This is a genomic window from Chimaeribacter coloradensis (genome assembly GCF_002858715.1).
Lineage (GTDB): Bacteria > Pseudomonadota > Gammaproteobacteria > Enterobacterales > Enterobacteriaceae > Chimaeribacter > Chimaeribacter coloradensis.
On sequence record NZ_PJZH01000018.1, the window covers coordinates 42,950 to 55,659 of the forward strand.

At 63.2% G+C, this 12,710-nt stretch carries 9 protein-coding genes and 1 tRNA gene; all 10 read left to right on the forward strand.

Annotated elements, in window-relative coordinates:
• Positions 1–25: 25 nt before the first annotated feature.
• The 10 genes from recJ to fabF all read left to right on the forward strand — a co-directional run bounded on the left by recJ (position 26) and on the right by fabF (position 12,521).
• Complete coding sequence (gene recJ, locus CYR32_RS15350; protein WP_420912844.1) at positions 26–1,753, forward strand: single-stranded-DNA-specific exonuclease RecJ; 1,728 nt, start codon at positions 26–28, stop codon at positions 1,751–1,753.
• 129 nt (positions 1,754–1,882) lie between these two features.
• A protein-coding gene (gene prfB / locus CYR32_RS15355; protein ID WP_101825961.1) for a peptide chain release factor 2 occupies positions 1,883–2,981 on the forward strand; the annotation gives its coding sequence in 2 pieces (ribosomal slippage) (positions 1,883–1,957 and positions 1,959–2,981; 1,098 coding nt in all).
• Between the two features lie 9 nt (positions 2,982–2,990).
• On the forward strand, positions 2,991–4,508 hold the full coding sequence (gene lysS, locus CYR32_RS15360) for a lysine--tRNA ligase (protein ID WP_101825963.1): 1,518 nt from the start codon (positions 2,991–2,993) through the stop codon (positions 4,506–4,508).
• Between the two features lie 167 nt (positions 4,509–4,675).
• Entirely contained in the window at positions 4,676–7,804 is a 3,129-nt protein-coding gene (locus CYR32_RS15365) for a chitinase (protein ID WP_101825965.1), read from the forward strand.
• 104 nt (positions 7,805–7,908) lie between these two features.
• Positions 7,909–7,982, forward strand: a tRNA-Gly gene (locus CYR32_RS15370).
• A 371-nt stretch (positions 7,983–8,353) separates the two neighbouring features.
• On the forward strand, positions 8,354–9,211 hold the full coding sequence (locus CYR32_RS15375; protein WP_101825967.1) for a glucose 1-dehydrogenase: 858 nt from the start codon (positions 8,354–8,356) through the stop codon (positions 9,209–9,211).
• Between the two features lie 17 nt (positions 9,212–9,228).
• Positions 9,229–10,296, forward strand: a complete 1,068-nt coding sequence (locus CYR32_RS15380) for a class I mannose-6-phosphate isomerase (RefSeq protein WP_101825970.1) — start codon at positions 9,229–9,231, stop codon at positions 10,294–10,296.
• 40 nt (positions 10,297–10,336) lie between these two features.
• On the forward strand, positions 10,337–10,516 hold the full coding sequence (locus CYR32_RS15385) for a hypothetical protein (RefSeq protein WP_101825972.1): 180 nt from the start codon (positions 10,337–10,339) through the stop codon (positions 10,514–10,516).
• 206 nt (positions 10,517–10,722) lie between these two features.
• Complete coding sequence (locus CYR32_RS15390) at positions 10,723–11,250, forward strand: winged helix-turn-helix transcriptional regulator (protein WP_420912845.1); 528 nt, start codon at positions 10,723–10,725, stop codon at positions 11,248–11,250.
• A complete protein-coding gene (gene fabF / locus CYR32_RS15395) occupies positions 11,247–12,521 on the forward strand; it encodes a beta-ketoacyl-ACP synthase II (protein ID WP_101825976.1) in 1,275 nt (424 codons plus the stop codon). Before CYR32_RS15390 ends, fabF begins: the two co-directional genes overlap by 4 nt.
• The last annotated feature ends 189 nt before the right edge of the window (positions 12,522–12,710 follow it).

The window sequence follows — 12,710 nt, forward strand, 5'->3', positions numbered from 1 at the left end:
GAACGGTGGTAAGCCCTGAGTGATCATGCAAACAACCCTCCGCCGCCGCGAGGCGGCCCCCGCCGACGGCCTGCCCGCCGACATTAACCCGCTGCTGCGCCGCCTCTATGCGGCACGCGGCGTCCGTGCGCCCCAGGAGCTGGAGCGCGGCGTGCGCGGCCTGCTCAGCTACCAGCAACTCAGCGGCATTGACCGGGCGGTCGCGCTGCTGCAACAGGCACTGGCTGAGCGGCGGCGCATCATGGTGGTCGGGGATTTCGACGCCGACGGCGCGACCAGCACCGCGCTCACCGTGCTGGCGCTGCGCAGCATGGGCGGCAGCGAGGTGAACTACCTGGTGCCGAACCGCTTTGATGACGGCTACGGCCTCAGCCCGGAAGTGGTGGAGCAGGCGGCCGCGCGCGGCGCGGAGCTGATCCTCACCGTGGACAACGGCATCTCCTCCCATGCGGGCGTCGACCTGGCGCACCAGAAGGGGATTCAGGTGCTGGTGACGGACCACCACCTGCCGGGCGAGACGCTGCCCGCAGCGGAGGCGATCATCAACCCGAACCTGGCCGACTGCGCCTTCCCGTCCAAATCCCTGGCGGGGGTCGGCGTCGCCTTCTACCTGATGCTGGCGCTGCGCACCGCGCTGCGCGACGCGGGCTGGTTCGCCCAGCGCGGCCTGAAAGAGCCGAACCTGGCGGAGCTGCTCGACCTGGTGGCGCTCGGCACAGTGGCGGACGTGGTGCCGCTGGATGCCAACAACCGCATCCTGGTGTTCCAGGGGCTGAACCGCATCCGCGCCGGCAAATGCCGCCCCGGCATCCGCGCGCTGCTGGAGGTCTCCGGGCGCGAGGCACGCACGCTGGCGGCCAGCGACCTCGGCTTCGGCCTCGGGCCGCGGCTCAACGCCGCCGGGCGGCTGGATGATATGTCGATCGGCGTGGCGCTGCTGCTGAGTGATGACATCGGCCAGGCGCGCGCGCTGGCCAGCGATCTCGACGCGCTGAACCAGACGCGCCGCGAGATTGAACAGGGGATGCAGGCGGAAGCGCTGGTGCTCTGCGACCAGCTGGAGCGCACCACCACCGAGCTGCCTTACGGGCTGGCGATGTATCACCCGGAGTGGCACCAGGGCGTGGTCGGCATTCTCGCCTCACGCATCAAAGAGCGCTTCAACCGGCCGGTGATCGCCTTCGCCCCGGCGGGCGAAGGGGTGCTGAAAGGCTCGGGCCGCTCGATCGCCGGGCTGCACATGCGTGACGCGCTGGAGCGGCTCGACACCCTGCACCCCGGCCTGATGATCAAGTTCGGCGGCCACGCGATGGCGGCCGGGCTGTCGCTGGAGGAGGCGCAGTTTGAGCGCTTCCGCGACTGCTTTGCCGAGCTGGTGGGTGACTGGCTCGACCCGGCCCAGCTCGAAGGGGTGATCTGGTCAGACGGCGAACTGGCCCCGCAGCAGATGACGCTGGAGACGGCCGAGCTGCTGCGCGAGGGCGGCCCCTGGGGGCAGGCGTTCCCGGAGCCGACCTTTGACGGCATGTTCCGCATCCTGCAACAGCGGCTGGTGGGCGAGCGCCACCTCAAGCTGATGGTGGAGCCGCTGGGCGGCGGCCCGCTGCTGGACGGCATCGCCTTCAACATCGACACCACCCTCTGGCCGGACAGCAGCGTCCGCGAAGTGCAGCTCGCGTATAAACTCGACGTCAATGAGTTCCGCGGCAACCGTAATGTGCAATTATTAATCCAGCACCTGTGGCCGCGCTGAGCGGCCGCAGGGCAGGGCCACCGGCCAGAAATCGGCGCAACTCGCTATAAACCGGCTGCCAGATCCGCTAGAATTACCGGTTCGAATGGCATTCCGTCATCTGCGACACTAACGTAAGACTTAAAAACTATGTTTGAAATTAATCCGGTAAAAAACCGTATTCAGGACCTGTCTGCACGGACAGCGGTCCTGAGGGGGTATCTTTGACTACGATGCCAAGAAAGAGCGACTGGAAGAAGTAAACGCCGAGCTGGAACAGCCCGACGTCTGGAACGAGCCTGAACGCGCGCAGGCGCTGGGCAAAGAGCGCGCCTCACTGGAAGCGATCGTCGAAACCCTCGACCAGCTGAACCAGGGGCTGGAAGATGTTTCCGGCCTGCTGGAGCTGGCGGTGGAAGCCGAGGACGAAGACACCTTCAACGAAGCCGTTGAGGAGCTGAACGGGCTGGACGGCAAGCTGCAACAGCTTGAGTTCCGCCGCATGTTCTCCGGTGAGTATGACAGCGCCGACTGTTACCTGGACATCCAGGCCGGTTCCGGCGGCACCGAAGCCCAGGACTGGGCCAGTATGCTGGTGCGTATGTACCTGCGCTGGGCCGAGGCCAAAGGCTTCAAAACCGAAATTATCGAAGAGTCCGACGGCGACGTGGCCGGGCTGAAATCCGCCACCATCAAGATCATCGGCGACTACGCCTTTGGCTGGCTGCGCACCGAGACCGGCGTCCACCGCCTGGTCCGCAAAAGCCCGTTTGACTCCGGCGGCCGCCGCCACACCTCCTTCAGCTCCGCGTTTGTCTACCCGGAAGTGAATGAGGACATCGACATCGAGATCAACCCGGCAGACCTGCGCATTGACGTCTACCGTGCCTCGGGCGCGGGCGGCCAGCACGTTAACCGGACGGAATCCGCGGTGCGTATTACCCACATTCCGACCGGCACGGTCACCCAGTGCCAGAATGACCGTTCCCAGCATAAAAACAAAGATCAAGCGATGAAGCAGATGAAGGCGAAGCTGTATGAGCTTGAGATGCAAAAGAAAAATGCTGAGAAACAGGCGATGGAAGAGAACAAGTCTGACATCGGCTGGGGCAGCCAGATCCGCTCCTATGTGCTGGATGATGCCCGCATCAAGGATCTGCGCACCGGCGTTGAAACACGTAATACCCAGGCCGTGCTGGACGGTGACCTGGACAAATTCATTGAGGCAAGTTTGAAAGCCGGGTTATAAGGAACCGAAATGTCTGAGCAACAACCCCAAGGCGCAGAGCAGGCGCAGGAACTCAACAGCGAACTCAAGGCGCGCCGCGAAAAGCTGGCCGCCCTGCGCGAAAATGGCGTGGCGTTCCCGAACGATTTCCGCCGTGACAGCACCTCCGACATCCTGCACGCTGAGTACGACAGCAAAGAGAGCGACGAGCTGGAAGCACTGGGCGTCGAAGTCACCGTCGCCGGCCGCATGATGACCCGCCGTATCATGGGCAAAGCCTCCTTCGCCACCCTGCAGGACGTCGGCGGCAAGATCCAGATCTACGTCTCGCGTGACGATCTGGCGGAAGGCGTCTACAACGAGCAGTTCAAAAAGTGGGACCTGGGCGACATCCTCGGCGCGCGCGGCAAGCTGTTCAAAACCAAAACCGGCGAACTGTCGATCCACTGCACCGAACTGCGCCTGCTGACCAAAGCCCTGCGCCCGTTGCCGGATAAGTTCCACGGCCTGGCTGACCAGGAGACCCGTTACCGTCAGCGTTACCTCGACCTGATCGCCAACGACGAGTCACGCCACACCTTCAAGGTGCGTTCGCAGATCATGTCCGGCATCCGCACCTTTATGGTGGAGCACGGCTTCATGGAAGTCGAAACGCCGATGATGCAGGTGATCCCGGGCGGCGCGTCGGCGCGTCCGTTCATCACGCACCATAACGCGCTCGACATCGACATGTACCTGCGTATCGCGCCGGAACTCTACCTGAAGCGCCTGGTGGTCGGCGGGTTCGAACGCGTGTTCGAAATCAACCGTAACTTCCGTAACGAAGGGGTCTCCCCGCGCCACAACCCTGAGTTCACCATGATGGAACTCTACATGGCGTACGCGGATTACCGTGACCTGATCGTCCTGACCGAAAACCTGTTCCGCACCCTGGCGCAGGATGTGCTGGGCACCACCGTGGTGCCGTACGGCGACCAGGAGTTCGACTTCGGCAAGCCGTTCGACAAGCTGACGATGAAAGAGGCGATCCAGAAATACCGCCCGGAAACCAACCTGGCCGACCTGGATGACTTCGACAAAGCCGTCGCCATTGCGCACTCGCTCGGTATCAAGGTTGAGAAGAGCTGGGGCCTGGGCCGCGTGGTCACGGAGATCTTCGAAGAGACCGCTGAAAGCCACCTGATCCAGCCAACCTTCATCACCGAGTACCCGGCGGAAGTGTCGCCGCTGGCGCGTCGCAACGACGAGAACCCGGAGATCACCGATCGCTTTGAGTTCTTCATCGGCGGCCGTGAAATCGGCAACGGCTTCTCTGAGCTGAACGACGCCGAAGATCAGGCGGAGCGCTTCCAGCAGCAGGTGAATGCCAAAGATGCAGGGGATGACGAAGCGATGTTCTATGACGAAGATTACGTCACCGCGCTGGAGCACGGCCTGCCGCCGACCGCCGGCCTGGGCATCGGCATCGACCGTATGGTGATGCTGTTCACCAACAGCCACACCATCCGCGACGTGATTCTGTTCCCGGCGATGCGCCCGCAGAAATAACCCGTTGTGATGTCCTGAAAGAGCGCTCCGGCGCTCTTTTTTATGCCTGTTATCCGGCGTGAGTGATGTGTTATGACCGGCCCTGATATTTTTTTATAATGTAAATGATAGGAATAACAGGGGCTTAGTGTGACGCTTGTCAGACACGTTCAGACGAGGGGCACACCATGGCAACACAACTACCGTCCGGCCTGCAGCTGGCCGCCGGCGCGATTGATGTCAACAGCTGGTACCAGCCGGCGACGCTGACCTTCAGTAACCTCGGCACCCAGCCGCTGGATCTCAATCAGGCCGAACTCTGCTTTACCGCCAACGGCAGCATCGACCAGTACGCGCCGGTCGGCGGCACCCTGATGCCCGGCAAAACGCCGGATATCTCCTTTATTGATGAATGGCCGGTGAAACACAGCCGGGTGGTGCTGGATAACGGCGGGCCGCTGCTGCTGGCACCGGGGAAGAAGGGCACGCTGGTATTCAACCTGGCGGCGACCCAGATCCCGTTTAAGGTGAGCCACTGGACGCTGACGCTGGCCTCCGGCGAGGAGAGCGGGCCGGTAATACCGGACGCGCCCGCAGAGCCGGAGGTGCAGCCCCCGGCCGATGACTTCCTGCCTGATGTGCCGGAGGAGCCGGAACTGCCGGATGAGCCAATGCCTCCGGAAGACCCTGTGCTGCCGGACGAACCTCCCGTGCCGGACGCCGCAGAGGCTGACCCGGAGCCGGAAGAGGCACCGGCCACCCCCGGCGGCACGGCGGCAGGGGCCAGCGTGGCGGTGAGCGTCAGCGCCATCTCCTCCAGCAGCTGGTACCAGAAAGTCACCTTCAGCCTGACCAACACCTGCCAACAGATGATCGACCTGGCGCAGGCGAAAATTGAGTTCCTGGCCACCGGCCACCCGGACGAATACAGCACCTTCGGCGGCACGCTCTTCTCCGGCACCGCGCCCACCGTGACCCGTGACGGCGGCTGGCCGCTGGAGAAAAACACGCTGGTGCTGCCGCAGGGCGGAAAAATGAGCCTGGCCCCCGGGGCCACCGGCACCCTGAGCTTCAGCCTCAGCGCCACACAGACGCCGGTGACCCTGGGCGATGTCTATGTCACGCTGGTCAATGACCCGGCGCGGCAGGGGGAACTGGTGATCGCCACCCCCGCCGGGCCGCTGCCCGGTTTCCCCGCGCCGCAGGTGACCCTCACCGGCCCGGACAACAGCCGCGAGACCTATACCCTGCAATGGAACAGCACGCAGCGCATCAAGAGCCTGGCCTACGGGCGCTACAGCCTGCAACTGCCGGTGCTGGAGAATCAGGAAGCGAGCCTGGCCCCGCAACAGCCGCAGCTTACGCTGACGCTCTCAGACACTAACTCGCCTTACCACCTGACGCTGGCCTACCGTGCGCCGCTGATTTTCGCCTCTGCCTCGCTGTCGCTGATGAGCAACAGCAGCGTGAAGCAGGGCAGCATCGGCATTACCCTGACCCAGGGCGGGCAGACGGTAGCAGGCGACCACCGCCTGACCTTCGGCACGCCGCTGACCCTCCATAAGCTGGCGCATCAGGTCGCCTGCCAGGTGAAGATCAGCACCACCTGCATCAATAACACCGAGTTCTCAGGCCTGACGGCGCTGACCTCCTTTATCCCGAATAAAAACAACACCCTGCCGGTGACGGTGGATTACCAGACCCGGCGGCTCAATACCGGGGCGATGATCAAGGCGACGCTTCAGGCCAGCGGGCTGCCCGCCGGCAGCCATAAACTCAATGTGTCCCTGATCAGCCCCGACGGCGCGACCCAGTACTATTTCACCCTGAACGGCAGCGGCAAGCTGGCGATCCCGTACCCGCTGGCGGCGGGGGAGTACCGCATCAGCGCGGAGAAACTGGTCTTGAACGGCCGCAGCTACCTGCCGCTGCGCGACGGCATCGTCACCGTCTCCGGCAGCAGCCATGACCTGCGGCTGGTGTTCGAACAGGGGGTGGATCTCCAGGTGCGCGGCTGGCCGGACTACCTCGCTCACGGCGGCGTCACGGTCAACGCCGAGGCCTCCGTCACCGCCTACAACGGCGTGCCGGTCAGCGCCATCTTCAAATATGACGGCTTCGACGGCGGCGGTGACCCGATTCCGGCGGCAGAAGTGGATAAAAACCGCGACGGTTATCTGGATCTTGAGAGCCTGCCGGTGCACCGCACCTGCGAGGTGGCGCGTAAAATTGCGCAGGCGGCGAACCGCCCGGTGATGCCGGTGATGGTGGTCTACACCGCCAACGCCAGCGGCGGCAGCGCCTTGCCGGACCTCCAGGATATGCAGCGGCTGCGGAACCACTTCGGCAGCTTCATCACCCAGTGCGTGGCGGCGCAGAGCCACAAAGACGCGGCGCACCCGGTGCCGGTGACCTTTGTGCTGAACCCCGATTTCCTCGGTGCGATGCAGCAGGAGCCGCACGGCTACACCGTGGTGCGGGCGCTGGGCAGCGTGAAGGTCAACAGCCAGTTGCAGATTGCGGTGCGGGATCTCCAGCCGCTGCTGAAGTTCAACATGCCGCTGTTGCCGACCTTCAGCGACGATCTGTACGGCTACCTGCAGGCGATTAACTTTATCGTGCGCCACTTCGCCCCGGATGTGCCTTTCGGCTGGCAGACCAACGTCTGGGCGACCGGCACCGCGGACTGGGTACTGCGGGAGAATGTGGATGCGCGCGCCCACGCCGACGCGGTGGTGGACTTCATCGACGAGCTGCGCGTCTACCAGGGCCAGTACGCGCCGGACTTCATCGTGTTTGATAAGTTCGAGCGTGACTGCTTCAGCCCCGACGCGCTGCCGCACTACGGCTGGAACGCCTCAAGCTGGCTCAACTACCTGAAGCTGGTGAAATACACCGCCGCCGGGCTGAACAAACCGGCGATGATCTGGCAGATCCCCGGCGGCCATATGCCGACGGAAGAGGAGGGCACCCGGCTGATCGCGAGTTCACACTTCGGCTCCGGCGGCAGCTTCTTTATGGGCGATGAACGCATCGGCCGCGACGTCTCCAGGGTCTACAGCGGGCTGCGCAACACGGCGGTTAACCCGGTGAATTACGGCGTCAGCCGGGTGGGGGAGTTCCTGCAACGTGACAACGGCTATGACTGGTCACAACAGCAGGTCTATAACCTGCCGGACTACAACATTTTCTCTATCCTCTGGGGCGGCGGGTCTACCGTCAGCATCACCACCATCCACTCCAACGGCGACGATGGCGGCTGGCTGGCAGAGAAAATGCGCGCCTACTATCAGGCCCCGTGCCGCTTCAACCGGTAAATTTTCGCCTCCGCTGAACTGACTGCTCAAAACACCGCCAATTGGCGGTGTTTTATCGCTTGTCACTCAGGCGGTTAGGGTTATAATGCCCAACGCACACCGACGCGGGTGTAGTTCAATGGTAGAACGGCAGCTTCCCAAGCTGCATACGAGGGTTCGATTCCCTTCACCCGCTCCAAAAACACCTCCAGCAACACCCTCTGACCTCCAGCAAACCCAGTTCTAGCAAAGCTTAAAAGCTGATTTTAATCCCCATTTCCCACATTGTATTTTCTTGTTATCCCCTATTACCTGGTACGTTTATCGCACCACCATGCTTCTATTCATGGCGTTTGCACGCCTGCCGGACATCCTTTCTTTTTCACCTGTTACCGGCACCTCTTCCTTCTCTTCCCCGCCCCCAAACTTGCAATCTCCGTCAATGGACTATACTGAAAACAGCATAACGTTTTGCATAACCCTGTGAGGTACATCGAATTTTTAGCGTCAGGCCACAGCCTGGCCCCATTCTCAGGCGATCTTCGCCATCAGCTAACAGGAGACAGAGTCATGACAAACCGTCCAACTCCCCCGCAACCTGAACAGCAGCAATCCGTACCGGGCACCATTTTTGATATGAAACCGACGCCGGATCACGGTGAAACCAGCTACAAAGGCTCCGGCCGGCTGACGGGCAAAAAAGCCATTATCACCGGCGGCGATTCCGGCATCGGCCGGGCGGTCGCCATTGCCTATGCCCGCGAAGGGGCCGATGTGCTGATCTCCTACCTGAATGAGCATGAAGATGCCAAAGATACCGCGCGGCTGGTGGAAGAGGCCGGGCAGAAAGCGGTGCTGGTGCCGGGTGACCTGACCGAGGCTGAACATTGCCGCGCCGTGGTCGACAAAGCCGTGGAGGAGTTCGGCCGCATCGACATCATCGTCAATAACGCCGCCTTCCAGATGGTGCGCCAGTCGCTGGATGAGATCAGCGAAGAAGAGTTCGACCGCACGATGAAAACCAACATCTATGCGATGTTCCGTATCGTGAAAGCCGCCGTGCCGCACATGCCGCAAGGCAGCTCAATCATCAGCACCACCTCTATCAACGCTGACCAGCCGAAACCGATGCTGGTGGCCTACTCCGCGACCAAGTCCGCCATCCTCAATATGTCCGGCAGCCTGGCACAGTTACTGGCTGAGAAGGGCATCCGCTCCAACACTGTCGCGCCCGGCCCGATCTGGACGCCGCTGATCCCGGCCACCATGCCCGCCGAACAGGTCAAAGAGCTGGGCAGCGCCATGCCGATCAAACGTGTCGGCCAGCCGGCTGAACTGGCTGCGCCGTATGTCATGCTGGCCAGCGACGAAGCGAGCTACATCTCCGGTGCCAACATCGCCGTCACGGGTGGTCAGCCCATCATCTGATGCCCGCAGGAGGACGCATGAAGGCTTATCCTTTATCGCTGACCCTGCCGCTCGCCACACATGCGTTTGGCGGGCATAACATCAGGGAAAGACTGGGCAAGGCAGGGCTGCCGGAAGGCCGGGTCGCTGAAACCTGGGAGGTCAGCGACGTAGACGGCATGATCGCCACCGTGAAAAACGGGGAGCTGGCAGGCATGAGCCTGCGCGAGCTTACCAAACGCTATCCCGATCACCTGGTCGCGCCGGGCTGGCGCGGCCCCCATTTTCCGCTGCTGACCAAGTTTATTGACGGCCACGGCATGTTGCCGGTGCATCTCCATGCCAATGACGAGGCAGCGGCGCGGCTGGAGTGCCAGCCCAACGGCAAAACCGAGGCGTGGCATATCCTCTGGGCCGCCGAGGGCGCGACCTGCCTGCTGGGCATCAAGCCGGGGGTGGATCGCGCCGCCCTGCGCAGTGCGCTGCTGGACGGTAACTACGATGCCGTCATGTACCGCTACCCGGTACGCGCCGGGGACACCTTCTACGTGCCGGGCGGCATGCTGCACTCATTCGGGCCGGACACGCTGATCTATGAGATCGAGCAGACTTCCAACATCCAGCAGCACGCCATGCCGTGGCAGATGGAGGATGGATCGCCCATCGCCCGGGCCACGCAGGAGAAAAACATCGACGCGCTGCTTGATGAGCTGCGCCCGGAGCTGGTCTCGTTGCCGCACCCGGGGCTGCTGCGGGAAGAGACGCCCGCCTGCCGCCGCATCCTGTGCTGTGCCGGGCCTTATTTCGCGCTGGAGCGCTGGCAGCTCAGCGCGCAGTATGACTACCGGTTCAGCAGTGTGCGGCTCATCGCCAACATCGGCGAGCCGTGCGAACTGGAAGCTGACGGCGTGCGTTATCCGCTGGGCCGGGCGGAAAGCCTGCTGCTGCCGGCGGCGCTGGGGCAGGTGACGTTCCACGGCCCCGGCGAGGTGCTGGTGGGCTATGTGCCGGATCTGGAACAGGATGTGCGCGCCCCGCTGCGTGCGCAGGGGTGCGATGACCACACCATCGGCTTATTGGGCGATGTGTGGGATACGCGGCGGTAAACGGCCGCCGCCCATAAACAAGTTAACCAAAGGAGCAGAGATGAGCGCCAGTTATAAAGTGGTCTTTGAACGTCAGGACGGCAGCCATGCCAGCGCCGAAGAGCTGGTGATTGTGAGTGAGCAGGAACTCACCGACAAAAGCCCGGAAGTGCTGGAGAAGGCGAAGCAGCAGGCCAACGGCAAAGAGGTCAAGATTATCTCTGTGGTGCCGGTGCCCTGATCCGCGCGGTGGTTGATCAACCGCCTTAATCGGGAGGCGCCGGCCGGTGCCTCCCGCTTCCTGCTCTCCGCGTCCCGCCGTTCCCGCCACGTGCCTTCTGTTTTTCCATGACTCAGCCTCGCCAGGGCATAAACCGTGCGTCCAATGAGTGGATTGCATAATAAAAGTGACTCCGGTAGAGTGGCTTGCATTATGCAAGTGAGGTAATGATGAAACGCAAAAATTTAGGCGATGAGCGCTGCCCGATTGCGCGCAGCCTGGCACGGGTCGGGGAGTGGTGGAGCCTGCTGATTATCCGTGACGCCTTCCACGGCCTCAGCCGCTTTGATGAGTTCCAGCAAAGCCTGGCGATTGCGCCAAATATCCTCAGCCGCCGCCTGGCGACGCTGGTGGAGAACGGGCTGCTGGAAAAAACGCCCTACAGTACCCGGCCGCTGCGTTATGAATACCGGCTGACGCCCGCCGGGCGCGGGCTGGAGCCGGTGCTGTTCACGCTGTTGCAGTGGGGCAACGCCCACTTCTCGCCGGAGGGGGCCAGCATCGCGCTGGCAGCGCGCAGCACCGGCACGGTGGTCGAGCCGGTGCTGTTTGACCCGGTTCACCAGACACCCGTCAGCCTCAGCACCCATCACCTGGTGGCCGGCCCGGCCGCCGACGAGAAAATGGTGGCCCGCCTCGCGCGCGCCGCTGCCGAACATCAGGCTGAATCAGCCAACAAGGAGAACACACCATGAGTTTGCAACGCATTGTCGTGACCGGCATGGGGATCGTCTCCCCGCTGGGCTGTGGCGTCGGGCCGGTCTGGCAGCGCCTGCTGGCGGGCGCATCCGGCATCCGGCTGTTGGCGGAGCCGGTGGTGGCCGACCTGCCGGTAAAAATCGGCGGCGTGGTGCCGACGATCGCCGAAGACCCGGAAGCGGGGTTTGACGTCGATCAGGCTGTGCCGGTCAAAGAGCAGAAAAAGATGGACCGCTTCATCACTTTCGCGCTGGGGGCAGCCAAAGAGGCGCTGGCGCAGGCGGGCTGGCAGCCGGAGACGGAGGAAGAGCGCGAACGCACCGCCACGGTGATCGCCTCCGGCATCGGCGGCTTCCCGGCGATTGCCAACGCCGTGACCACCACTGAAAACCGTGGGCCGCGCCGTTTGTCGCCGTTCACCATCCCCTCGTTCCTCGCCAATATGGCAGCGGGCCATGTCTCGATGGCGTTTGGTTTTAAAGGCCCGATGGGGACGCCGGTGGCTGCCTGTGCCGCCAGCGTGCAGGCGATTGGCGATGCGGCGCGCCTGCTGCGCAACAATGAAGCCGATGTAGTGATCTGCGGCGGCAGCGAAGCGGCGATTGACCGCGTCAGCCTCGGCGGGTTTGCCGCGGCGCGGGCGCTCTCTACCGGTTTCAACGACACGCCGGAACAGGCATCGCGCCCGTTCGACACCGCCCGTGACGGTTTTGTAATGGGCGAGGGCGCGGGGATGCTGGTGGTAGAGACGCTGGAACATGCGCTGGCACGCGGGGCCACGCCGCTGGCGGAAGTGGTGGGCTACGGCACCAGCGCCGACGCCTACCACCTGACCGCCGGGCCGGAAGACGGCAGCGGCGCACGGCGGGCGATGAGCATCGCGCTGCGCCAGGCGGGCATTGAACCGCACCAGGTGCAGCACCTGAACGCCCACGCCACCTCCACCCCGGTGGGCGACCGCGGCGAGCTGGCGGCAATCAAGGCATTGTTCGGCAGTGAAAACCGCATCGCCGTCACCTCGACCAAATCCTCTACCGGGCACCTGCTGGGCGCGGCGGGCGGCATTGAGGCGATCTTCACGGTGATGGCATTGCGTGACCAGATTGCGCCGCCGACCCGCAACCTCGAGCAGCCCGACCCGGAAGCAGCAGGGGTGGATCTGGTGGGCCGGGAGGCGCGGCCGATGGCGATGGCGTACGCGCTCTCCAACGGGTTCGGCTTTGGCGGCGTCAACGCCAGCGTGATCTTCAAACGCTGGGAAGGCTGAGGCAACGGCAGGCGGTGATGATCGGGTAAATCCGGCCATCACCATTCGCCGGGGCGCGAAAACGCATAATTGTGCAGGGAAAATCATTGGCCTGACGAAACGGTGAAAATGTGACCAAACTCATACTCTGGGGGATAGCGTCTATACAACGCCGGGGTTCGTGACTTTACTCAAAGTACGAATTTTCAC

Bases quoted from the DNA above. Each gene is read 5' to 3' on its own strand.
- recJ (WP_420912844.1), top strand. From the start codon at position 26: ATGCAAACAACCCTCCGCCGCCGCGAGGCGGCCCCCGCCGACGGCCTG.
- CYR32_RS15385 (WP_101825972.1), top strand. From the start codon at position 10,337: ATGAGCGCCAGTTATAAAGTGGTCTTTGAACGTCAGGACGGCAGCCAT.
- fabF (WP_101825976.1), top strand. From the start codon at position 11,247: ATGAGTTTGCAACGCATTGTCGTGACCGGCATGGGGATCGTCTCCCCG.
- CYR32_RS15375 (WP_101825967.1), top strand. From the start codon at position 8,354: ATGACAAACCGTCCAACTCCCCCGCAACCTGAACAGCAGCAATCCGTA.
- CYR32_RS15365 (WP_101825965.1), top strand. From the start codon at position 4,676: ATGGCAACACAACTACCGTCCGGCCTGCAGCTGGCCGCCGGCGCGATT.
- CYR32_RS15380 (WP_101825970.1), top strand. From the start codon at position 9,229: ATGAAGGCTTATCCTTTATCGCTGACCCTGCCGCTCGCCACACATGCG.
- lysS (WP_101825963.1), top strand. From the start codon at position 2,991: ATGTCTGAGCAACAACCCCAAGGCGCAGAGCAGGCGCAGGAACTCAAC.
- CYR32_RS15390 (WP_420912845.1), top strand. From the start codon at position 10,723: ATGATGAAACGCAAAAATTTAGGCGATGAGCGCTGCCCGATTGCGCGC.